Source organism: Streptomyces sp. LS-MS-L19 (genome assembly GCF_058382285.1).
The window spans coordinates 8,088,769-8,110,917 of the sequence record NZ_JBYCLL010000001.1 but is presented as its reverse complement, the minus strand read 5'-3'; the positions used below and the strand labels follow the sequence as shown (position 1 = coordinate 8,110,917).

The following is a 22,149-nucleotide window of genomic DNA, read 5'->3' as shown; positions in this document are numbered from 1 at the left end:
CCGTGACGGACGCGTCGACTGATGGAATCGCTCCCACTGGTGTCAAGGAAGGTAGCGCCAAGTGACGGCAAAGAACAGAGGGGTCACTGACTTTTACTCAACCCCCGTTCGTCGAATCTTTTCGACTGTTCACAAGCCTTGACCCCTTGTACCCCCATCCTCACTATGGGAGCGCTCCCACTGGTTCAAGCCTTGACTTCTCCGAGCCGCACAAGGAGGAACCAGCAATGCCCCCCACCAGGAGACGCCGGGCCGTCCGGCGATTGTGGACCGCTGTCGTGGCGGCCATGGCACTGCCGTTCGCGATGCTGAGTGCGGCTTCAACTCCCGCACAGGCAGCGGCAGTTCAGTGCAGTGTCGACTACAAGACCAATGACTGGGGCTCCGGCTTCACCGCGGACCTGACGATCACCAACCGCGGCACGGACGCCATCAACGGCTGGACCCTGACGTACGGCTACGCCGGCAACCAGAAGCTGAGCAACGGCTGGAACGGCACCTGGTCCCAGTCCGGCCAGAACATCAGCGTCAAGGACGCCGGTTACAACGGCACGATCGCCGCGGGCGCCGCCGTCTCCACCGGGGCGCAGTTCACCTACAGCGGCACCAATGCCGCGCCCACCAACTTCGCGATCAACGGCACCAGTTGTACCGGCGCGCACCAGCCGCCGATCACCGTGCTGACCAGTCCGGCCGCGGGCGCGGTCTACACCCAGGGCACCGCGGTGCCGCTCGCCGCGACGGCCGCCGCCGCGGACAACGCGACGATCAGCAAGGTGGAGTTCTACGACAACACCACGCTGCTCGGCACCGACACGACATCGCCGTACTCACTCTCGGCCTCTGGCTTGACCGTGGGCAGTCATTCGCTGCTGGCGAAGGCCTACGACAGTCTGGGCGCGTCCGCCGAGTCGACCCCGGTCGGCATCACCGTCGCCTCGGGTCCCGCGATCGTCGCCTCGGCCACCCAACTGGCCGTCCAGCAGGGCAAGACGGGCACCTACACCGTGAAGCTGTCGACGCAGCCCTCGGCCAACGTGACCGTCACGACCGCCCGCACGAGCGGCAACACCGGTCTCTCGGTGACCGGCGGCGCCTCGCTCACCTTCACGCCGTCGAACTGGAACACCGCGCAGACGGTGACCATCACCGCCAACGCCTCCGGCACGGGAGCCGCGACCTTCGAGTCGACGGCCACCGGACACGCCAAGGCCTCGGTGAACGTCACCCAGATCGCGGCGACGGGCACGTACAACGCCCGCTTCCTGGACCTCTACGGCAAGATCACCAACCCGGCGAACGGCTACTTCTCCCCCGAGGGCATCCCCTACCACTCGGTCGAGACGCTGATCGTCGAGGCGCCGGACCACGGCCACGAGACCACGTCGGAGGCGTACAGCTACCTCCTGTGGCTCCAGGCCATGTACGGCAAGGTGACCGGCGACTGGTCCAAGTTCAACGGTGCCTGGGACATCATGGAGAAGTACATGATCCCCACGCACGCCGACCAGCCGACCAACTCCTTCTACAACGCCTCCAAGCCGGCCACCTACGCGCCCGAGCTGGACACCCCCAACGAGTACCCGGCCAAGCTGGACACCGGGGTGTCGGTGGGATCGGACCCGATCGCCGGTGAGCTGAAGAGCGCGTACGGCACGGACGACGTCTACGGCATGCACTGGCTCCAGGACGTCGACAACGTCTACGGCTACGGCAACTCGCCAGGCAAGTGCGAGGCGGGGCCTGCGGACACCGGACCGTCGTACATCAACACCTTCCAGCGCGGCGCGCAGGAGTCGGTGTGGGAGACGGTGCCGCAGCCGACCTGTGACGCCTTCAAGTACGGCGGCAAGAACGGGTACTTGGACCTGTTCACCGGTGACGCCTCCTACGCCAAGCAGTGGAAGTTCACCAACGCCCCCGACGCCGACGCGCGGGCCGTGCAGGCCGCGTACTGGGCCGACAAGTGGGCGAAGGAGCAGGGCAAGGGCTCGGACGTCTCCGCGACCGTGGGCAAGGCCGCGAAGATGGGCGACTACCTGCGCTACGCCATGTACGACAAGTACTTCAAGAAGATCGGCAACTGCGTCGGTCCGTCCACCTGCCAGGCCGGCACCGGCAAGGACGCCTCCATGTACCTGCTGTCCTGGTACTACGCCTGGGGCGGGGCGACCGACACCTCGGCGGGCTGGGCCTGGCGCATCGGGTCCAGTCACGCACACGGCGGCTATCAGAACCCTCTCGCGGCCTATGCGTTGAGCTCGTCTGCCGACCTGAAGCCGAAGTCGGCGACTGGGCAGGCGGACTGGGCCAAGTCCCTCGGGCGGCAGCTGGAGTTCTACCGCTGGCTCCAGTCCGACGAGGGCGCCATCGCGGGCGGTGCGACCAACAGCTGGGCGGGCCGCTACGCGCCTCCCCCGGCCGGGAAGTCGACCTTCTACGGCATGTACTACGACCAGCAGCCCGTCTACCACGACCCGCCGTCCAACCAGTGGTTCGGCTTCCAGGCGTGGTCGATGGAGCGGGTCGCCGAGCTGTACCAGCAGACGGGGAACGCGCAGGCCAAGGCCGTCCTCGACAAGTGGGTCAAGTGGGCGCTGTCCAAGACCACGATCAACCCGGACGGCACCTACCGGATCCCGTCGACCCTCCAGTGGTCGGGCCAGCCCGACACCTGGAACGCGTCGAGTCCCGGCGCCAACAGCGGACTTCACGTCACGGTCGCCGACTACACCAACGACGTCGGCGTGACCGCCGCGTACGCCAAGACGCTGACGTACTACGCGGACCGCTCCGGTGACACGGCCGCCGCCACGACCGCGAAGTCCCTGCTGGACGGCATGTGGAACAACTACCAGGACGCGCTGGGGATCGCGGTGCCGGAGAACCGGGCGGACTACAACCGGTTCGACGACGCGGTGTACGTGCCGAGCGGGTGGACCGGGACCATGCCCAACGGCGACGCCATCAGCTCCTCCTCCACCTTCGAGTCCATCCGGTCGTTCTACGAGGACGATCCTGCCTGGTCGAAGATCGAGGCGTATCTGGCCGGGGGTGCGGTGCCGTCGTTCACGTATCACCGGTTCTGGGCCCAGGCGGACATCGCCCTGGCCATGGGTTCGTACGCGGAGCTTCTGGAATAGCCCCCGCCGGGCGCTCCGCGAGAAGGCCGGTTGTCGTCTGCGGGTCCGTTGTGGCTGGTCGCGCAGTTCCCCGCGCCCCTAAAAGCGCTACAGGCACCCGTCCTTCTCCGGAACCGCCTGAAAGCCTCCGCGTACGAGGCCCCGTCACCTGACGGCGGGGCCGAACTGCCGGGCGGCCCCCTCCCGCACTGGGGTCGCCCGGCACCTCTTGCGCCGTTCGGAAAGCGCTTACCCCCCACGCTCTCTCCCCTCTTTCCGGAAAGGACCCCCCGTGCGAAGAACCCGCATCCTCACGGCCGTGCTCGCGCTCGCGGCCGGGCTGCTCGCCGGTACACCGCCCGCGCTGGCGGCCGGCGGCGCGGCGAAGGTCTCGCTCGCCGCCGACACGTACACCTGGAAGAACGCCCGGATCGACGGCGGCGGATTCGTGCCGGGCATCGTCTTCAACCGCAAGGAGAAGAACCTCGCCTACGCCCGCACGGACATCGGCGGTGCGTACCGCTGGCAGGAGTCCTCGAAGACCTGGACGCCGCTGCTGGACTCCGTGGGGTGGGACGACTGGGGGCACACGGGCGTCGTGAGCCTGGCCTCCGACTCGGTGGATCCCAACAAGGTGTACGCGGCCGTCGGGACGTACACCAACAGCTGGGACCCGAAGAACGGGGCCGTCATGCGGTCCTCGGACCGGGGTGCCAGCTGGCAGAAGACCGTGCTGCCCTTCAAGCTCGGCGGCAACATGCCGGGGCGGGGCATGGGTGAGCGGCTCGCCGTCGACCCGAACAGGAACAGCGTGCTGTACCTGGGCGCGCCCAGCGGCAAGGGACTGTGGCGGTCGACCGACTCGGGCGTGAACTGGTCGCAGGTGGCGAACTTCCCCAACGTCGGCAACTACCAGCAGGATCCGAGCGACACCAGCGGCTACGCGAGCGACAACCAGGGCGTCGTCTGGGTCACCTTCGACGAGAGGACGGGCACGTCCGGGAGCGCGACGCAGACGATCTACGTCGGCGTCGCCGACCTCCAGAACTCGGTGTACCGGTCGACGGACGGCGGCGCGACCTGGAGCAGGCTCGCCGGGCAGCCGACGGGGTACCTGGCGCACAAGGGCGTCCTGGACGCGGTGAACGGCTATCTGTATCTCACGTACAGCGACAAGGGCGGGCCGTACGACGGCGGCAAGGGCCAGGTGTGGCGGTACACGACGGCGACCGGTGCCTGGACGAACATCAGCCCGGTCGCGGAGGCGGACACCTACTACGGCTTCAGCGGTCTGACGGTGGACCGGCAGAAGCCCGGGACCGTCATGGCCACCGCCTACAGCTCCTGGTGGCCCGACACCCAGATCTTCCGCTCCACGGACAGCGGGGCGACCTGGACGCGGGCGTGGGACTACACGTCGTACCCCAACCGGGCGAACCGCTACACCATGGACGTCTCCTCCTCCCCGTGGCTGACCTGGGGCGCGAACCCGTCGCCGCCCGAGCAGACGCCCAAACTCGGCTGGATGACCGAGGCGTTGGAGATCGACCCGTTCAACTCGAACCGGATGATGTACGGGACGGGGGCGACGGTCTACGGCACGGAGAACCTCACGAACTGGGACTCCGGCAGCCAGTTCACCATCAGGCCGATGGTGCAGGGCCTGGAGGAGACAGCTGTCCAGGACCTGGCGTCGCCGCCGTCGGGAGCCCCGCTGCTGAGCGCGCTCGGGGACATCGGCGGCTTCCGGCACACGGACCTCACCAAGGTCCCGCCGATGATGTACACCCAGCCGAACTTCACCACGACCACGAGCCTGGACTTCGCGGAGACCAACCCGAACACGGTCGTGCGGGTGGGGAACCTGGACTCCGGACCGCACATCGCGTTCTCGACCGACAACGGGGCCAACTGGTTCGCGGGGACCGACCCTTCGGGCGTCAGCGGGGGCGGGACGGTGGCCGCCGCGTCGGACGGCAGCCGGTTCGTGTGGAGCCCGGACGGCACGGGGGTGCAGTACGCAACGGGCTTCGGTTCGTCGTGGTCGGCGTCGAGCGGCATCCCGGCCGGGGCGATCGTGGAGTCGGACCGGGTGGACGCCAAGACCTTCTACGGCTTCAAGTCCGGGAAGTTCTACGTGAGTACGGACGGCGGCGCGACCTTCACGGCGTCGGCCGCGACGGGTCTGCCGAGCGGTGACACCGTGCGCTTCAAGGCGTTGCCCGGGGTGAAGGGCGATGTGTGGCTCGCGGGCGGTGCCGCCGACGGGGCGTACGGCCTGTGGCACTCGACCGACTCCGGTGCGAGCTGGACCAAGCTCTCGAACGTCGGCCAGGCCGACACGATCGGCTTCGGGAAGGCGGCGCCGGGGGCGTCGTACCAGACGCTCTACACCAGCGCGAAGATCGGCGGGGTCCGGGGCATCTTCCGCTCCACGGACAAGGGCGCGAGCTGGACCCGTATCAACGACGACGCCCACCAGTGGGGTTGGACCGGCGGGGCGATCACGGGCGACCCCCGGGTGTACGGGCGCGTGTACGTCTCGACCAACGGCCGGGGGGTCGTGTACGGCGACACCTCCGACACCGGGGGTGGGGGCGGTGGCCCCACGGATCCGACCGATCCGGCCCCGACGGGCGCCTGCGCGGTGACGTACAAGATCACCAACCAGTGGTCGGGCGGCTTCCAGGCGGACGTCCAGCTGACCAACACGGGGTCAAGTGCCTGGACCGGCTGGTCACTCGGCTGGACCTTCCCCAACGGCCAGACCATTTCCCAGGCCTGGAACGCGGAGGCCGCCCAGTCCGGCTCGGCGGTGACGGCGAAGAACGTCGGCTGGAACGCCAACGTGGCCGCGGGCTCGTCCGTGAGCTTCGGCTTCACGGGAAGCTGGTCGGGGACGAACGGGAAGCCGGCCGCGTTCAAGGTGGGCGACCAGAACTGCACGGTCGCCTGAGCCGAACACCGAGGGCGCGCACCCCTGTCCGGGTGCGCGCCCTCTCCCGCGCCACGAAAGTTCACGTCACAACTGGATCACCCTGGGGACCCGAAACCGGGCGGCGGAGGCCGTTCCGCCTGCTCCCCGGCCCGCCTAACAGTGACGGTGACGGCGGGAAGAAGGCCGCGGACACGGCCGACGACTCCGACAACGCCCCCAGCGGCAAGGCGGTGTTCGAGGTGTGGGGCTCCGCTCCCGCCGGGGTCGGCATCACGTACGGCAGCGACGGCACCAACCTCCAGGGCAAGGGGCTGCCGATGAACAAGACGCTGAGCGTCGACGAGGACGCCTTCTCCTACCAGGTGACCGCTCAGCTCAACAGCGATTCCAGCGGCGGCTTCAGCTGGCCGCGCGGGTGGGTGCGTGCGCCGAGGAGTTCCAGAGGACCCCCCAAAGGGGCACGCACCCACCGGTGTTCAGGGCGTGTACACCGTCGGCCTGGGTGCCGTGGGCATCCCGGCGCCGATGAAGAAGCTCGGGTGCGGGGGCTGGTTGTAGGCGGTGTTCTGCCAGGCCAGGCCGGTGCGGTACATCGTGTCGTGGAGGAGCGTGGTGATCCTGGTCGTCGTCTCGACGGGGGTCGAGTAGATCCTGAGCGCGGTGTTGGACGAGGTCGGCCAGACGACCTCCTCGCGCCAGTCGCCGAGGATGTCGCCGGACAGCGACGGGGTCGCCTTGGTGCCGTTGTTGGAGTGGACCGAGGCGCCGGTCAGCAGGCGGGTGTCCGAGGCGGTGCCGTACTTGTCGATGTGGGTGCCGTCGAGGAGTTCGCGGACCGGGTCGCCGTCCCACCAGGACAGGAAGTTCACCGAGGACGGCTCGCGGCCCTTCGTCGCGCCCGCCTCGTCGCGGATCGAGGAGTCCGAGGCGGACCAGACCTCCGCGCCGTCGTTGCCGGCCCAGATGTCACCGGCGACGCCCCGCCCGTTGTCGCAGCACGCGGCCAGTTTCCAGTTCACCGTGCCGTTGGCCGGGTTGATGTACAGCTCCGCGGGCTGGGAGGTCGACTCCGAGACCTTGAAGTACTCCAGGCCCGCGTGGGCGGGGTCGAGGTCGCCGAGGTGCTGTGCGTCGCCGTGGCCCGTCTTCGTGGTCCACAGCCCGCTGCCGTTGTCGTCGACCGCCATCGCGCCGTAGACGATCTCGTCCTTGCCGTCGTTGTCGACGTCCCCGACCGACAGGCTGTGCGAGCCCTGACCGTCGTACCCCTTGCCGGAGTTCGTCGAGGAGCTGCTGTCGAAGGTCCAGCGGCGGGTGAAGGCGCCGCCCCGCCAGTCCCAGGCCGCGATCACCGTACGGGTGTAGTAGCCGCGGGCCATGATCAGGGAGGGGCGGGCGCCGTCCAGGTAGGCCGTCCCCGCGAGGAAGCGGTCGACGCGGTTGCCGTACGAGTCGCCCCACGAGGACACCGTGCCGCGGGCCGGGACGTAGTCCACGCTCTGCATCGCCTTGCCGGTCAGGCCGTTGAACATCGTCAGGTACTCGGGGCCCGACAGGACATAGCCGCTGGAGTTGCGGTGGTCGGCCGAGGAACTGCCGACCACCGCGCCCGTTCCGTCGACCGTGCCGTCCGCCGTCTTCACGGCGACCTCGGCCTTGCCGTCGCCGTCGTAGTCGTACGCCTGGAACTGCGTGTAGTGCGCGCCGGAGCGGATGTTGCGGCCCAGGTCGATGCGCCACAGCCGGGTGCCGTCGAGTTTGACGCCGTCGAGGATCGTGTTGCCGGTGTAGCCGGACTGGGAGTTGTCCTTGGCGTTGGTGGGCTGCCACTTGAGGACGAAGTCCAGGGCTCCGTCCCCGTCGAGGTCGGCCACGGACGCGTCGTTGGCCTCGTAGGTGTACGCCACCCCGTCGGGGGTCGTGCCGCCGGCCGGCGGGCTGATCTGCACGTCCGTGTAGCCGGTGCGGAGTTGGACCGCGTGCACCGAGTCGGACTGCTCGACACCGCCGACGATCGCACGGACCGTGTAGTCGGCCTGGGCGGGCGCGCCGGAGTGGAAGTAGTTGGTGGAGCCGGTGACCGGGGTCGAGTTGACCTTGGTGCCGGCCCGGTAGACGTTGAAGGACACGTCGTTCGGGTCGGTGCCGAGCCAGCGCCAGCTGACCAGGTTGCCGGCGTCGGTGTGGACGCTGACCACGCCCCGGTCGAGCTTCTCGACCTGGCGGGCGGTGGCGGCCTCGGCCGTGCCGGGCGACAGGGCGGTCAGACCGGCGGCCACGAGGGCGACGGCGGCGGTGGTCGCCGACAGGAGGACTCGGCGTCTGCGATGGGCGGGCGGGTGTGGGGGCAGGTGCGGCTGCGGGTGCTGCACGGGGTGAACCTCCGAAACGGTGGGGACGGACGGGTTCCGCACCCTCAGTCGCCGCTGGACGAGGTCGAGTTGCCGTATCTTTCGGCCAGTTCGGCGATGGTTCGGGCCATCCGGGCGCGCAGCTCGGGCGGTTCCAGCACCTCGACGTCCGTGCCCAGGCGCAGGAACTCGCCCTGCGCGTGCTCGATGGACTCGATGGGGACGCGGGCGACGGTCCAGCCGTCGGGATCCGTGGAGTGCGGATCCGTTGAGTCCGGATCTGTGGGGTGCGGTACCGCTCCGGGCAGCTTCACCCCCGGCGCCAGCCGTACGACCGCCTCGCCCTGGTGGAGCCGGTCGTGGAAGTCCCGCTGGTACGCCGTCCAGTACGTGGCCAGGTCGAAACCCTCGGGACGGCTGAACTCCTGGTCCACGACGGCGAGTTCCAGGATCTGGTCGACACGATAGGTGCGCGGTCCCGGACCGGCGACGACGTACCAGCGGCCCGCCTTCAGCACGAGCCCGTACGGCTCCAGTCGGCGCCGGACGTCGGTCGGCGCACGCCAGCGCCGGTATACGACATCCAGGACGCGGTTGTCCCACACCGCCTCGGCCACCTCCGGCAGATACGGCACCTCCTCGCCCGCCGCGTACCAGCCGGGTGCGTCGAGGTGGAAGCGTCCGCTGATCCGGTCCGCGTGCGCCCGCAGCTCCACCGGCAGCGCGGCCCGCACCTTCAGCTCGGCGGCCGCGAGGACCGGACCGAGGCCCAGCTCGGCGGCGGGCCCCGGTGCTCCGGCCAGGAACAGCGCCTCGGCCTCGGCCGCGGTGAGACCGGTCAGCCGGGTGCGGTAGCCGTCGAGCAGGCGGTAGCCGCCCGCGTGGCCCGCGTCGCCGTACAGCGGGACTCCGGCCGTGCTCAGCGCCTCGACGTCCCGGTAGACCGTGCGCACCGACACCTCCAGCTCCTGGGCGAGCTGGGCGGCGGTCATCCGGCCCCGGGTCTGGAGCAGCAGCAGGATCGAGACGAGACGGCTGGACCTCACCGCCCCAGAATCCCAGAGTTCACTGCCACAGGATGTCAGTGGAGCGGGCCTAGCGTCCGGTCATGAGCTTCACCGAGAAACTCCTCACCGTGCCGCCGCCCGTCGAGGTCGCCGGGCGGCACGTCAAGCGCTACCACGTCACCGCCGACCCGGCCGGCATCGAACCCGCCGTCGAGAAGGCGGCGTACGAGATCCTCCCGTCGCTGCTGCCGGAGCCGGACGGCACTCCGCCGGCGACCTTCGTCGTGCTGCACCGCGGCACGGACACCGGCGCCTACCTCAACGCCTACAGCTGGGTGTGGGACAACGTGCTGCACTTCCGGGGCGCATCGGCGGGCCAGCCGGCGCTCCACTGCCCCGACCTCGACCCGACGCACTTCGTCAGGCCCGACCTGCCCTGGATCGGCTGCGTCTGGGAGCTCCCGCCGATCCTGCACGAACGGGACGCCTGGGTACGGCATCTGCTCACGCCCGAAGTCCCGGACCTGGACGCCTACTTGACCGACTCGCTGCCCGAAGGAACCACGGGGGACCGCTCATGAGCAGCCCGCACGACTTCGACTTCTTCCACGGCGCATGGGCCGTCGTGAACCGTCGCCGCACCGACTTCCTGGATCCGGTGGGCAGTTGGGAGGAGTTCCCGGGAACCAGCCGCTGCCGGCCGCTGTTCGACGGGGCGGCGAACATCGACGAGATCGACCTGCCGCACCTCGGGGCGAAGGGCGCCACGCTGCGGCTCTTCGACCGGGGGACGGAGCAGTGGTCCCTGAACTGGGCGGCGAGCCGCACCGGGACGCTGTTCCCGCCGGTGATCGGGCAGTTCGAGGGCGGACGCGGTGAGTTCTACGGCGACGACACGCACGACGGGAAGGACGTGCGGGTGCGGTTCGTGTGGTCGGACATCTCGTCGGCCGGTGCCCGCTGGGAGCAGGCCTTCTCCGTGGACCACGGGGAGACCTGGGTGACCAACTGGACCATGGACTTCACCCGGCCTTGCGGAACGCCCTGACGGTGAACACCGGGTCCGGGCGCGGGAGTTCCTGGTCGGGGAGTGCCTCCAGGCGCTGCGCGAAGCGTTCGGTGAGGGGGGTGCCGGGTGGTAGCTGGGTGAACCAGCCGCGGCGCAGGTCGGCGGCGGTGCGGCGGGGGCTGCGGCCCTGACCGCGGCCCGGGAAACGGGCCTGTCCGACCGGGTGCAGAAGGTGGGCGGCGGCGTACGACTCCACGAGCGGTGCCGCGTCCGGGGCCGGGCGGCGCGGTCGGGGGGCGAGGACGGCGTCGACGTCGCTGCCGACGTCGTGCGCGGCGGCCTTGTCGACGGTGGTGACGTACACCCCGCCCGGTCGGAGCACCCGGGCGCACTCGGCGACCACGGCCCGGACGTCCTCGGCCCGGTCGAGGAGGTGCAGCAGCCACACGCTGGTGACGGCGTCGAACGCCCCGTCGGGGAACGGCAGCGCACGCCCGTCCGCCAGCACCACCGCGCCGGGCAGCCGTACGGCGGCCATGCGGGCCATGCCGTACGTCAGGTCGGCGCCCGTGACCCGGGTCGTGGGCCGGGCGGCGGCGAGCCTCCGGGTGACGATCCCGGTGCCGCAGGCCACGTCGAGGAGGCGCCGGGTGCCCGGGGGGATCAGGCCGAGCACCGCGTCGGCGGCCGCGGCGGCCCTGGGCTCACCGCCGCGGCTGGCGTCGTAGGCGTCGGCCTCCTTGTCGTAGTCGAGCACGGCCTCACTGGGCTCCGTGACCGGCGGCGAGGGCGTCCACCCGCCGCGCGAGCTCGAAGTCCTTCTCGGTGAGGGCACCGCCCGCGCTGTGCGTGTGCACGGACAGCGCGACCGTGTTGTAGCCGAGGGTGAGGTCGGAGTGGTGGTCGAGTTCCTGCTGGACCTGGGCGACGTGCACGACCATCGCGGTCGCGGCGAAGTGGTCCGCGAGCCGGTACGAGCGGGCGAGGCGGCCGTCCTCGACCGACCAGCCGGGCAGCTCCGCGAGCCGGTCCTCGATCTCCTTCTGCGACAGCGGTTCGACGGGCATGACCTCGGTCCTTCCTGAGATTCGGGTATGTCCTCAGCGTGCCACAGCGACCCCGCCCGGGCCCGGTTCGGTCACGGCCCCGGCCGGGTCACGTCGGGCCGAAGAACCGGCCGGCGACCCTTACGGCCGCGAGGACCTCGGCGACTACGGCGATCCGGACCCGGTGCCCCGGAACGGTTGACCGCCGGGTCGTCCGGGTGTCGTCGCTGGTCCGGCCGATCGCGCCCCGCGGGCCGGGCACCGCGTCGGTCACTCGTCACCGATCGCCCCTCCCAGGAGGCTGCCCCGCACCCGGGCGCGGCACTGAGCCGCCCCGTCCTTCACCACTCCGTGCGTCCACTCCTCGACTACGGTCGTCCGTATGTCGATCGCCCCCTCCGCCGCAGCCACCCCCGCCGACCAGGGCGTCGGCCCCCTCCTGCGTGCCTGGCGTGAGCAACGGCGGGTCAGTCAGCTGGAGTTGGCGCTGCGGGCGGATTCCAGTGCCCGGCACATCAGCTTCGTCGAGACGGGACGCTCCCGGCCGAGCGAGGAGATGGTGCTGCGGCTCGCCGAGCATCTGGAAGTGCCGGTCCGTGAGCGCAACGCGCTGCTGCTGGCGGCCGGTTACGCCCCGCGCTTCCCCGAGACCCCGCTGGACGACCCCGCCCTGAACGCCGTACGCGAGGGGATCGAGCGGCTGCTCCAGGGCTACGAGCCGTACCCCGCCCTGGTGTTCGACGCCTCCTATCACGTCGTGGCCGCGAACCGCGGGATCACGATGCTCCTCGACGGCGTCCCGGAGTCCCTGCTGCGGCCCCCGCTCAACACCATGCGGCTCACCCTGCACCCCGAGGGCCTCGCCCCGCGGATCCGCAATCTGCGGGAGTGGCGCGGGCATCTGCTGGAACAGATGCGCCGGCAGATCGCCCTGCGCCGGTCGGAGCGACTGCGTGCGCTGTACGAGGAGGTGGCGGTCTATCCGGTGCCGGACGCGTCGGAGGACGAAGAGCCTCAACCGGCGGGCTCCGTCCCCTACTTCGCCCTCCCGATGCGGATCGAGCACGAGGGCCGCACGCTGTCCTTCATCTCCTCCACGGCCACCTTCAACACCCCCATGGACGTGACCGTCGCCGAACTGGCCATCGAGACCTTCCTCCCGGCGGATCCGGCGACGGTCAAGCACCTGCACGCGCTGCTGCCCTGAGCGCGCCCCGGGCCGGAGTGCGCCGGCCCGGGACCCGTGGGCACCACGATCCCGCTCCCCCGCCCGCCCGTCGATGACGCGGGAGGTAAGGAGGAAGCGAGCGTGACCGGTGAGCCCGCCACCGGAACATGGCACACTGCACGCAAGCTTCGACGCGTAGGGGAGGCGTGGCGTGAGTGAGCGGCGGCCTGCGCCGACCGTGGGCCAGGTGGTGCTCGGCAGACGGCTTCAGGAACTGCGGGAGGCCGCCGGCCTCAAGCGCGAGGAGGCCGCACAGGTCCTTCGGGTGGCCCCGGCGACCGTACGGCGGATGGAAATGGCCGAGGTCGCCCTGAAGATCCCGTACGTCCAGGTGCTGCTGGAGACCTACGGCGTCCCCGTGGACCAGGTCGAGGCGTTCGTCCAGCTGGCCGAGGAGGCGAACAGGCCGGGCTGGTGGCAGCGGTTCCACGACGTGCTGCCGGAGTGGTTCAGCCTCTACGTGAGCCTGGAGGGCGCGGCCGGGATCATCCGCTCCTACGAACCGCACTTCGTGCCCGGTCTGCTCCAGACCGAGGACTACGCGCGTGCCGTCATGGAGGCCGGGACGATCGGACAGTCCGGTACGGAGGCGATCGAGCGGCACGTGTCGCTGCGCATGGCCCGCCAGAAGCTCCTCGAACGCCCGAACCCGCCCCACCTGTGGGCGATCATGGACGAGACGGTGCTGCGCCGCCCGGTGAGCATCCGCGCCCACGTGATGCGCGAACAGCTCGACAAACTGCTGGAGTTCGCCGAGCGGGACCGGGTCACGCTCCAGGTGTGCGAGTTCGAGGAGGGCCCGCACCCGGGGACGTACGCGCCCTTCTCGCTGTTCCGTTTCTCCGAACCGGAGCTGCCCGACATGGTCTTCACCGAGTACCTGACCGGCGCGCTGTACCTCGACTCCCGCCAGGAGGTCGCCACGCACCTGGAGGTCCTGGACCACATGTCGGCGCGGGCCGCGTCGGCCGAACGCACGAAGAAGCTGCTGCGGGAGCGCCGCGAGGACTTCTGAGCACCACCACGACACAGGGGAGACCACACCGTATGACCGGATCCGACGCGCCCAGAATCGACACGAGCCGCCCGCATCCGGCGCGGGTGTACGACTGGTGGCTGGGCGGCAAGGACAACTACCCGGTGGACGAGGCGCTGGCGCGCCGGATCCTGGAGGTGGACGGCACGGTGCTGCGCGGGGCGCGGGCCAACCGCCGTTTCATGACCCGGGCCGTGCGCACCGCGGCGGAGGCCGGGATCCGGCAGTTCCTGGACATCGGCACGGGCATCCCCACCGAGCCCAACCTGCACCAGGTCGCCCAGGGTGTCGCCCCCGAGGCGAAGGTGGTGTACGCGGACAACGATCCGATCGTGCTCCGGCACGCGCAGGCGCTGCTGCACGGCTCCGCCGAGGGCAGCACCGACTACGTCCAGGCCGACGTCCGCGACGTCGACACCCTGCTGGGCCGGGCGCGCGAGTCCCTGGACTTCACCCGGCCGGTCGCCCTGTCCCTGGTCGCGCTCACCCACTACCTCGACGACGACGTGTACGGGCTGGTCGGGCGGTACGTCGACACGCTCGCCCCGGGCAGCTACCTGATCCTGTCGCAGGTCACCCCCGATCTGAGCCCCGAGGCGATCGCGAAGGCCGCCCAGCAGTTCCGCGCCGGCGGTACCCCGTTCTTCCCGCGGTCGCTGGCCGAGTTCTCCCGGTTCTTCGAGGGCCTGGAGCTGCTCGGCCCCGGGGTGATCCCGGTCCACGGCTGGCGTCCCGAGCCGGAGGACGTGGCGGCGCAGGCGGAAGGCATCGTGCCGGTGTACGCGGGGGTCGCCCGCAAGGTCTGACCCGTACGGGTGCCGTGAACGGGTGCGCTCCCGCGTCCCGCCCTAGGTTCGAAGGAGCCGTGGGCCGGCGGACAGGGAGCGCACGTGACCGGCACCCCCACACCGGCCGGCGGCGGGTGGGCGCCTGGAGAGGACCCCGACGACGCTGAGGAGGCCTGATGCCCTCGGACGCAGTGCTGTACCAGGCGGCGGCGCTCTGCCTGACGTATCCCGACGACGACTTCCGCGCCCGGCTGCCGTTGCTGCGGGAGGCGGCCCCGCAGCTGCGGGCGTTCGTCGACCACGCGGCGGTGACGCCGGCGCGGGAACTGGCGGCGCACTACGACCACGTCTTCGGCTCCGGGAACGGGCACAGTCTGTACCTGAGCTGGTGGCAGGACGGGGGCACCCGGAAGCGGTTCAAGGAGGTGTTCCGCGCGGCCGGGCTGGAGTTGACCGGTGAGGAGGTGCCGGACTTCCTGCCCGCGGTGCTGGAGTTCACGGCCCGGACCGGGGACACGGACCTTCTCACCGGACACCGGGAGGGCCTGGAGCGACTGCGCTCCAGGCTCACCGCGGTCGGCACCCCGTACGCGTCGGTCCTGGACGCCGTGTGCGCCGCACTGCCGACGAGGGTGCGCTAGGGAATCGTCGGACAGGCTCTGGGTCCCCGATTCCTCAGGCGGCCCCGCCCTTGCGGTCGTTCGCGTCTCCCTCGCTCCGGTCGTCGTCCACGATCTCCGCGTCGACGACCCCCTCCTCGTCCTGGGGCGATGACGTCGGCTGGTCCTGGGGCGGCGGCTGCTGCTGATCGGCCTGGGCCTGGGCGTACATGGCCTGGCCCATCTTCTGGCTGACGGAGGCGAGCTTCTCGACGCCGTCGCGGAGCGGGGCGGTGTCGGCGTTCTCCTCCAGCAGCCTCTTGAGGTCCGCCACCGCCGATTCGACCTCCGTCTTCGTGTCGGCGGGGACCTTGTCGCCGTTCTCCCGGACGAACTTCTCGGTCTGGTAGACGAGTTGCTCCGCCTGGTTGCGGGTCTCGGCGGCCTCGCGGCGGTTGCGGTCCTCCTCGGCGTACTGCTCGGCCTCCCGCATCATGCGGTCGATGTCCTCCTTGGGGAGCGCCGAGCCGCCGGTCACCGTCATCTTCTGTTCGCGCCCGGTGGCCAGGTCCTTCGCCGAGACGTGCATGATGCCGTTCGCGTCGATGTCGAAGGCCACCTCGATCTGGGGGACGCCCCGGGGCGCGGGCGGCAGACCGGTGAGGTCGAAGACGCCGAGCTTCTTGTTGTACGCGGCGATCTCCCGTTCGCCCTGGTAGACCTGGATGCCCACGGAGGGCTGGTTGTCGGTCGCGGTGGTGAAGATCTCCGAACGGCGGGTGGGGATCGTGGTGTTGCGCTCGATGAGCTTGGTCATGATGCCGCCCTTGGTCTCGATCCCCAGGGACAGCGGGGTGACGTCGAGCAGCAGCACGTCCTTCACGTCACCGCGGATGACACCCGCCTGGAGGGCCGCGCCGACCGCCACGACCTCGTCCGGGTTGACGCCCTTGTGCGGGTCCTTGCCGGTGAGCTCCTTGACCAGGTCGGTCACCGCGGGCATCCGCGTCGAACCGCCGACGAGGATCACGTGGTCGATCACGTCCAGCTTGATGCCCGCGTCCTTCACCGCCTGGTGGAAGGGCGTCTTGCAGCGGTCGAGGAGGTCGGCGGTGAGCTCCTGGAACTGCGCCCGGGTCAGCTTCTCGTCGAGGTGCAGGGGGCCCTCGGCGGAGGCGGTGATGTAGGGCAGGTTGATCGTGGTCTCGGACGACGAGGACAGCTCGATCTTCGCCTTCTCGGCGCCCTCGCGGAGCCGCTGGAGCGCCATCTTGTCGTTGCCGAGGTCGACGCCGTACTGCCCCTTGAAGCGCTTGACCAGGTGTTCCACGATCCGGTGGTCCCAGTCGTCGCCGCCGAGGTGGGTGTCGCCGTTGGTCGCCTTGACCTCGATGACCCCGTCGCCGATCTCCAGCAGGGACACGTCGAAGGTGCCGCCGCCGAGGTCGAAGACCAGGACCGTCTGCTCCTCGCCCCGGTCCAGGCCGTACGCCAGCGCGGCCGCCGTGGGCTCGTTGATGATCCTGAGCACGTTGAGGCTGGCGATCTCCCCGGCCTCCTTGGTGGCCTGGCGCTGGGTGTCGTCGAAGTAGGCGGGGACGGTGATCACCGCGTCGGTGACGTCCTCGCCGAGATACGACTCGGCGTCCCTCTTCAGCTTCTGGAGGACCCGCGCGGACAGTTCCTGGGCCCGGTACCGGGTGCCGTCGATCGAGCCCTGGTCCGGGAAGCGCCAGCTCCCGTCGCCCATGTGCCGTTTCACGGAGCGCGCGGTGCGCTCGACGTTGGTGACGGCCTGCCGCTTGGCGACCTCGCCCACCAGCACCTCGCCGTTCTTGGCGAAGGCCACGACCGACGGTGTGGTCCTGGCCCCCTCCGCGTTGGCGACGACTGTGGGTTCACCGCCCTCCAGCACGGCCACCACCGAGTTCGTGGTCCCGAGATCGATCCCGACCGCACGTCCCATCGCTGTCCCCTTCCGCCCGGAGTTTCGCCGAGGAGTTCCGTCCAGGAGTTTCGCCCAGGAGTTCCGCCAGGGAGCCTTCCCGCACTCCAGCACAAAACTTGAGTGCGTTCTTGTCAATGGCGCGTCGGGCCCCGCTCAGGGGAACGAGTACCCCGACGGGCGCTCCTCGCGACGCCCGTCCGGCGACCGGGGCGCCGGCAGCGGCGCGGACCCGTTCGCCGGCGGGGTGACCCGCAGCGGGCCGGAGCGTCTGCTGACCCGCCTGAGCAGCAGGTATCCGATCACGGCGAGGGCGATGAAGGGCAGCCAGGCCAGCAGGTAGGCCGGGAGGTAGTGGGCGTCGAAGATGGAGCGCCGGTTGTCCACGTTGGAGGCGTTGGCCCCGAAGAACGCGAGCAGCAGCGTCGGCGGCAGCGCGATCCCGGTGGCCACGGCGACGAGCGCCGAGACGGTACGGTCCCTGCGGTCGTCGCGCTCGGCGAGCTGGGCGTCCAGGGCCGCGGAACGGGCGCTGATCACCGAGGTGAGTCGCTCGACCATGCGGGCGGAGTTGTCCAGGCTGGCGGGGATGCCCAGGGCGTCCCGCAGCGAGGACTGGAAGGTCTCCATGACCGTCTCCGGGATCAGCAGGCTGTCGACGTACGCCTCGACACCGAAGGCCAGGTCCAGCTGGAGTTCGTTGACCCCGTCGGAGAGCCGGGAGATCAGCCTGCGGATCTCGTACGGCGACTCGGCCGCGGCCCGTTCGTTGGCGCGCATGGTCTCGAAGGCGGCCAGCCGGGTGCGCTGGAGGACGGCGAGCGCGGAGATCATGCCGACGGCGACCAGGGTCAGGCCGTTCTCCACGTGCTCGGCCCAGCCGGCGTGCACGGAGACCCCGCGGCCGTGCGCGGAGAGGGTGCGGCCGTTCCTCCGGAGGTGGGGCGGCTCGGACGGGGACGGCCGGCCCCGGTACACGATCTCGTTGAGCAGGCTGTGCAGCCGGGTCTCGTCGGCGTCGAGCAGGTCGCTCTTCACGTCCCCGCCGGGAAAGACGAGTTGGTGGACGTTCTGGCCGAAGCCGAGCGGCTCGCGCGGGGCGAGCCGGCCGCCCAGCGCGTCGAGCAGACCCCTCTCGCCGAGCGTGATCCGGTCCCGGTCGAAGCAGGTGTCGGCGAGCCAGGCCGCGAGGGCCTCGGGAGCCGTCCGCCCCGCGAATCCGCAGTCCAGCGCCAGGGTGACGTCCCCGCGCGGCGTGGCGACGACGGCGATCTGGACGGAGACGAGGTCGAGGCCGTGGTCACCGTGCGGCAGCCGCAGTTCCCCGGGAGCCACGTCCTCGACGAGCACCGGCACGGGCAGGACGGCCTCGCTGGACGCCAGGTGCAGGGCGAAGCGGCCGAAGTCGAAGGTGTCGACGAGGCTGCCCGGCGAGGGGAGGTGCGGATCGCGCGGATCCAGCCGTCCGGTCAGGCTGAACAGCACCACGACACGCGTCCGTTCACGGGTGCCGGAGTCGAGTGCCGCCGTACCGCCGGATGTTCCCGGAATCATCGTGCCGCCTCCCACACCACCGCACCGGTGCCCGAACCGCGTTTCGCGCAGACCGCCCCGACGGGCGGTCTGCGCGAGGGGGTTTTTCAGGCGAGCTTCGCGTCCAGGGTGATCGGTACGGCCTTCAGGGCCTGGCTCACCGGGCAGTTGGTCTTGGCGTCGGCCGCGGCGGCGGCGAAGCCCTCCTCGTCGAGACCCGGCACGGTGCCCTCGACGGTGAGGTGGATCCCGGTGATGCCCTCGCCTGGCTGGAAGGTGACGTCGGCCGAGGTGGTGAGCTTGGTGGGCGGGGTGCCCGCGCCGTTCAGGGCGTGCGACAGCGCCATGGAGAAGCAGCTGGAGTGCGCGGCGGCGATCAGCTCCTCGGGGCTGGTCTTGCCGTTGGCGTCCTGGGAGCGCGAGGCCCACGTGACCGGCTGTGCCGCGATGGCACCGGAGGAGTCGAAGTTGACGACACCGCTCCCCTCGAGGAGGTTGCCTTCCCAGACGGTGTGTGCGGAGCGCGTGGTAGCCACGATCAGTCCTTTCGTATGGTCCCGCGTAGGGGGTGCGGGATCCATTCGATCACTCTACGACTCAGCTCACCCGGAAGACCGGCCCGCGTGCGGTGAACGGAAGTCTGGCGCCCTGCGGGATCAGGTAGGCGTGCTCGCGCCGGACCCGCAGGACGTCGCACCAGCCGTCGGTGATCACCAGTACGGGCGCGCCCGCGGGGAAGTCGTCGGCGCGGTGCAGCAGGTCGACGCCGGGCTGGAGGACGGTGCCGCCCCGGCCGTGCACCCGGACCCGCTGGGCGATCTCGGTCACCGGCAGATAGCCGGCGTCGTGCGGGGCCGCGTCGCAGAACACGACCCGGGCGGCCGGTACGTCCCGGGACTCGGCGTAGGAGGCGATCGCGCCGAGCGCCTTGCCGAGCAGGGTGTGGCTCATGGAGCCGGAGGTGTCCAGGACGACGCCGAAGGTGCAGCGGGCGAGCTCCTCGGGCGGGAAGTAGCGTCCGGCGCGCGGGATGCCGGGGGTGGCCGACTGGCGGCGCGAGGGACGGGCGTAGGAGCGCACGGGCTGCGGGCTCGGCACGAACTCGTCGAACCAGCGGGCCAGTTGCGCGTCCCAGGGCAGGGGCGGGTGGCTGAGCGCGCGGATCTCCTCGACGAGCCCGCCGGGCAGGAAGCCGCGCTCCTGCTGCTGGTGCAGGTCGAGGCCCCGGGCGAGGCCGCGGCGGTAGAACTCGTCGAGGTCGACGTAGTCGCGGGGCGGGCCGAGCGGTCCGCCGAGGATGTCGCCGGCGCCCTTGCCGCGCAGGGTGGCAAGGCGGCGCATGCGGCGCAGGTCGCCGGCGATGCGGTCGTAGACCTCCTCGGAGGACAGTCCGCTGAGCCCGGGGTCGTGCAGCAGGCCCTCGGGCATGGTGCCGATCTGCATCTCGGTCAGCCAGCCGTTGATGACGTAGTCGCAGGCGATGTTGAAGAGGTAGGGGTCGCGGGGGCCGCAGCGGTCGCCGTGGCGCAGGGCGGCGTGCAGCATCTCGTGGGCGAGGATGAACCGCCATTCCTCGTCGTCGAAGCGGCGCAGCGGGTTGATGTAGATCTCGGCGGCCCCGGTGTCGACGGCGGCGATCGCGATGCCGTGGGCGCGGGCGAGTTCGGCGTCGGCGACCAGCTTGATGCCGGCCGCGATGCCGCCGAGCAGGGGGTAGGAGGAGATGAACCAGCTCAGGGCCCGTTCCCAGGGGCGGCGCGGCGGCCGTTCGCCGGTCAGGGAGTCCCGGCGGCCGCCGGCCATGTCCATCGCGGCCGAGACGGTCCGGGTGAGGGCGGTGGCGAACGCCAGCTGGTGGTCGGGGGGCGGTACGGAGTAGCCGTACCACGGCATGAGCACCTGGTCGGGACGGTCGTGCGCGGTGCCGCAGCGCTCGTACGCGACGGGCAGCCCGTCCCGCCGCCAGCGCGCGGCGAGCTGCTCCTCGTCGCCGTCGGGGTAGGAGGCGGGCAGGTGCTCGGGGGTCTCGCCCACCGGGAAGCCGAGCAGGAAGCGGTTGACGACGACGCAGCGGGCGGCGAGCTCGAACCGGTCCGGCTGGACCCGCGCGCCCTTCGCCGCGGGCACGTGTCCGAAGCCGAGGTGCAGGACGGCGTGTGCGAGGGCCCAGGCCCAGGCGGCGGGCTCGGCCAACCGGTGGGGGTGGACGTGCAGTTCGCCGTGGGAGTCGACGGCCACGAGCCCGTCCCGGGGCGCGTACTCGCACTTCTCGTCACGGCAGATGTCGAACTCGACCGCCGCGAGCGCCGGGTTGGCCTTCAGCAGCCGCACCCCTTCGGCGAAGGCCTCGGCGGCGAGGTCCCGCTTCTTCTTGGCGGGTTGCTGCTTCACCGCCGCGCCTCCACCAGCCGGGGCATGTCCCGGGCCGCCTCGACGAGGAACCACGACGGCAGGACGGGATTGCCGTCGGCGTCGGAGGCGATGACGGTCTGGGCCACCTCGACGGAGATCTCGGCGAGTTGGACGAGCAGCGACTTGGCGCGGTACGCGGTCTGCCGGCCGTTCGCCGACATGTGCTCCTTGCTGACCGGGAGTTCCTTGATCAGGCGGCCGCGGAAGGACTCGGCGAGGTAGTAGAGCAGGTCGCGGTCCTCCAGGCGGTTCGGCCAGCGGGCCTCCCCCTTGATGATCGCCTCGATGCCGAACCGGCTGCGCACGATCTTGACGTAGCCGCAGAACGCGGTGGCGTGCCGGGGGGTCAGGGTGCCGTGCGCGAGGACCTTCAGGGTCTCCTCGTCGAGGTCCCGGCCGAAGGAGTGCAGCGCGTCGGAGAGCATGTGCCAGGAGCGGGGCGTGGAGAAGGGCTCCTCGGTCTTCGGCGGCTTGGACCACAGGTGGTCGGGCCGGTCGGTGAGGTGGTCGACGATCCAGGGGTGGATGCCGTGCTCGCCGGCCCAGACCAGCCAGTCCTTCGCGGAGGCCTCCAGGTGGACGTGGGTGAGGCGGTTGACGAGGGCGGAGGCGATGGGGCGGGCCAGCGCGTTGTCGGTGGCCCGGTTGCCGGCGCCGATGACGATGGAGCCCTTGGGGAGTTCGTAGTCGCCGATCCGGCGGTCCAGGATCAACGAGTAGAACGCCTTCTGCACATCCGGGGTGGCCGCGTTCAGCTCGTCCAGGAACAGACAGTACGGCTCGTCGCGGGCGATGGACTCCGGCGGGCAGAACACCGAGCGGCCGTCCCGGATCTGCGGCACCCCGATCAGGTCCTCGGGGGCGAGCTGCGTACCGATGAGACTCACGCACTCCAGTCCCAGCGAGGCGGCGAACTCCCGGACGAGGGAGGACTTCCCGATGCCGGGGGCACCCCACACGAAGACGGGCCGCACGGTGGCGAGGCCGAGAAGAAGCTCGGGGATACGGGAGGGCGAAACGGTGACGGCAGCCTGCAAAGCGGTGGCTCCAGGGAGTGTTCGAGAAAGGGTGCTCGAACAGTGTGTGCCTCAGGCAAAACAGGCGCAGCTGATTTTCCAGGGGTGCCCGCACCCAC

General features: G+C 70.7%; 18 protein-coding genes. 8 read left to right on the top strand and 10 right to left on the bottom strand.

Going from position 1 to position 22,149, the window contains the following annotated elements:
• Positions 1–227 precede the first annotated feature (227 nt).
• Together AC2XR2_RS36185 and AC2XR2_RS36180 are read left to right on the top strand one after the other, a co-directional pair.
• Positions 228–3,143: a glycoside hydrolase family 48 protein gene (locus tag AC2XR2_RS36185; RefSeq protein WP_491517358.1), complete on the top strand. Its 2,916-nt coding sequence runs from the start codon at positions 228–230 to the stop codon at positions 3,141–3,143.
• A 271-nt stretch (positions 3,144–3,414) separates the two neighbouring features.
• Complete coding sequence (locus AC2XR2_RS36180) at positions 3,415–6,078, top strand: cellulose binding domain-containing protein (RefSeq protein WP_381307572.1); 2,664 nt, start codon at positions 3,415–3,417, stop codon at positions 6,076–6,078.
• 458 nt (positions 6,079–6,536) lie between these two features.
• Here the strand turns inward: AC2XR2_RS36180 and AC2XR2_RS36175 are convergent, their stop codons facing one another.
• A complete protein-coding gene (locus AC2XR2_RS36175) occupies positions 6,537–8,432 on the bottom strand; it encodes a rhamnogalacturonan lyase (protein ID WP_491517357.1) in 1,896 nt (631 codons plus the stop codon).
• Positions 8,433–8,476: 44 nt separating this feature from the next.
• Positions 8,477–9,457, bottom strand: a complete 981-nt coding sequence (locus AC2XR2_RS36170) for a helix-turn-helix transcriptional regulator (protein WP_491517356.1) — start codon at positions 9,455–9,457, stop codon at positions 8,477–8,479.
• Between the two features lie 62 nt (positions 9,458–9,519).
• Between AC2XR2_RS36170 and AC2XR2_RS36165 the strand changes: the two genes are divergently transcribed.
• Positions 9,520–9,999 carry a hypothetical protein gene (locus AC2XR2_RS36165; protein WP_381307566.1) on the top strand — a complete coding sequence of 160 codons (480 nt, stop codon included), beginning with the start codon at positions 9,520–9,522 and terminating at the stop codon, positions 9,997–9,999.
• On the top strand, positions 9,996–10,466 hold the full coding sequence (locus tag AC2XR2_RS36160) for a hypothetical protein (protein ID WP_491517355.1): 471 nt from the start codon (positions 9,996–9,998) through the stop codon (positions 10,464–10,466). The genes AC2XR2_RS36165 and AC2XR2_RS36160 overlap by 4 nt, the downstream gene beginning before the upstream one ends.
• Here the strand turns inward: AC2XR2_RS36160 and AC2XR2_RS36155 are convergent.
• From AC2XR2_RS36155 to AC2XR2_RS36145, 3 genes are all read right to left on the bottom strand, one after another.
• The gene (locus tag AC2XR2_RS36155) at positions 10,441–11,184 is read right to left on the bottom strand and encodes a class I SAM-dependent methyltransferase (protein WP_491517354.1); all 744 of its coding nucleotides are present in this window, start codon (positions 11,182–11,184) and stop codon (positions 10,441–10,443) included. The two genes, AC2XR2_RS36160 and AC2XR2_RS36155, sit on opposite strands and share 26 nt — an antisense overlap.
• A gap of 4 nt (positions 11,185–11,188) precedes the next feature.
• Positions 11,189–11,494, bottom strand: a complete 306-nt coding sequence (locus AC2XR2_RS36150) for a 4a-hydroxytetrahydrobiopterin dehydratase (protein ID WP_381307559.1) — start codon at positions 11,492–11,494, stop codon at positions 11,189–11,191.
• An 88-nt stretch (positions 11,495–11,582) separates the two neighbouring features.
• Complete coding sequence (locus AC2XR2_RS36145) at positions 11,583–11,747, bottom strand: hypothetical protein (protein WP_491517353.1); 165 nt, start codon at positions 11,745–11,747, stop codon at positions 11,583–11,585.
• A 108-nt stretch (positions 11,748–11,855) separates the two neighbouring features.
• Between AC2XR2_RS36145 and AC2XR2_RS36140 the strand changes: the two genes are divergently transcribed.
• The 4 genes from AC2XR2_RS36140 to AC2XR2_RS36125 all read left to right on the top strand — a co-directional run bounded on the left by AC2XR2_RS36140 (position 11,856) and on the right by AC2XR2_RS36125 (position 15,166).
• Entirely contained in the window at positions 11,856–12,680 is an 825-nt protein-coding gene (locus AC2XR2_RS36140) for a helix-turn-helix domain-containing protein (protein WP_491517352.1), read from the top strand.
• 172 nt (positions 12,681–12,852) lie between these two features.
• Complete coding sequence (locus AC2XR2_RS36135; RefSeq protein WP_330263442.1) at positions 12,853–13,716, top strand: Sco1979 family transcriptional regulator; 864 nt, start codon at positions 12,853–12,855, stop codon at positions 13,714–13,716.
• Positions 13,717–13,748: 32 nt separating this feature from the next.
• The gene (locus tag AC2XR2_RS36130) at positions 13,749–14,543 is read left to right on the top strand and encodes an SAM-dependent methyltransferase (RefSeq protein ID WP_491517351.1); all 795 of its coding nucleotides are present in this window, start codon (positions 13,749–13,751) and stop codon (positions 14,541–14,543) included.
• A 158-nt stretch (positions 14,544–14,701) separates the two neighbouring features.
• Complete coding sequence (locus AC2XR2_RS36125; protein WP_381307546.1) at positions 14,702–15,166, top strand: nitrate reductase molybdenum cofactor assembly chaperone; 465 nt, start codon at positions 14,702–14,704, stop codon at positions 15,164–15,166.
• Positions 15,167–15,200: 34 nt separating this feature from the next.
• On the opposite strand, the gene dnaK is transcribed toward AC2XR2_RS36125, so the two are convergent.
• The 5 genes from dnaK to AC2XR2_RS36100 form a co-directional block, all read right to left on the bottom strand.
• The gene (gene dnaK, locus AC2XR2_RS36120; protein ID WP_491517350.1) at positions 15,201–17,090 is read right to left on the bottom strand and encodes a molecular chaperone DnaK; all 1,890 of its coding nucleotides are present in this window, start codon (positions 17,088–17,090) and stop codon (positions 15,201–15,203) included.
• 135 nt (positions 17,091–17,225) lie between these two features.
• On the bottom strand, positions 17,226–18,623 hold the full coding sequence (locus AC2XR2_RS36115; RefSeq protein ID WP_491517349.1) for a hypothetical protein: 1,398 nt from the start codon (positions 18,621–18,623) through the stop codon (positions 17,226–17,228).
• 86 nt (positions 18,624–18,709) lie between these two features.
• On the bottom strand, positions 18,710–19,138 hold the full coding sequence (locus AC2XR2_RS36110; protein WP_330263447.1) for an OsmC family protein: 429 nt from the start codon (positions 19,136–19,138) through the stop codon (positions 18,710–18,712).
• Positions 19,139–19,199: 61 nt separating this feature from the next.
• On the bottom strand, positions 19,200–20,993 hold the full coding sequence (locus AC2XR2_RS36105; RefSeq protein WP_491517348.1) for a vWA domain-containing protein: 1,794 nt from the start codon (positions 20,991–20,993) through the stop codon (positions 19,200–19,202).
• Positions 20,990–22,051, bottom strand: a complete 1,062-nt coding sequence (locus AC2XR2_RS36100; protein WP_449349229.1) for an ATP-binding protein — start codon at positions 22,049–22,051, stop codon at positions 20,990–20,992. The genes AC2XR2_RS36105 and AC2XR2_RS36100 overlap by 4 nt, the downstream gene beginning before the upstream one ends.
• Positions 22,052–22,149 lie beyond the last annotated feature (98 nt).

Excerpts from the sequence above, each read along its gene's own strand:
- AC2XR2_RS36185 (WP_491517358.1), top strand. The coding sequence starts at position 228 with ATGCCCCCCACCAGGAGACGCCGGGCCGTCCGGCGATTGTGGACCGCT.
- AC2XR2_RS36165 (WP_381307566.1), top strand. The coding sequence starts at position 9,520 with ATGAGCTTCACCGAGAAACTCCTCACCGTGCCGCCGCCCGTCGAGGTC.
- AC2XR2_RS36160 (WP_491517355.1), top strand. The coding sequence starts at position 9,996 with ATGAGCAGCCCGCACGACTTCGACTTCTTCCACGGCGCATGGGCCGTC.
- AC2XR2_RS36150 (WP_381307559.1), bottom strand. The coding sequence starts at position 11,494 with ATGCCCGTCGAACCGCTGTCGCAGAAGGAGATCGAGGACCGGCTCGCG.
- AC2XR2_RS36140 (WP_491517352.1), top strand. The coding sequence starts at position 11,856 with ATGTCGATCGCCCCCTCCGCCGCAGCCACCCCCGCCGACCAGGGCGTC.
- AC2XR2_RS36130 (WP_491517351.1), top strand. The coding sequence starts at position 13,749 with ATGACCGGATCCGACGCGCCCAGAATCGACACGAGCCGCCCGCATCCG.
- AC2XR2_RS36125 (WP_381307546.1), top strand. The coding sequence starts at position 14,702 with ATGCCCTCGGACGCAGTGCTGTACCAGGCGGCGGCGCTCTGCCTGACG.
- dnaK (WP_491517350.1), bottom strand. The coding sequence starts at position 17,090 with ATGGGACGTGCGGTCGGGATCGATCTCGGGACCACGAACTCGGTGGTG.
- AC2XR2_RS36115 (WP_491517349.1), bottom strand. The coding sequence starts at position 18,623 with ATGATTCCGGGAACATCCGGCGGTACGGCGGCACTCGACTCCGGCACC.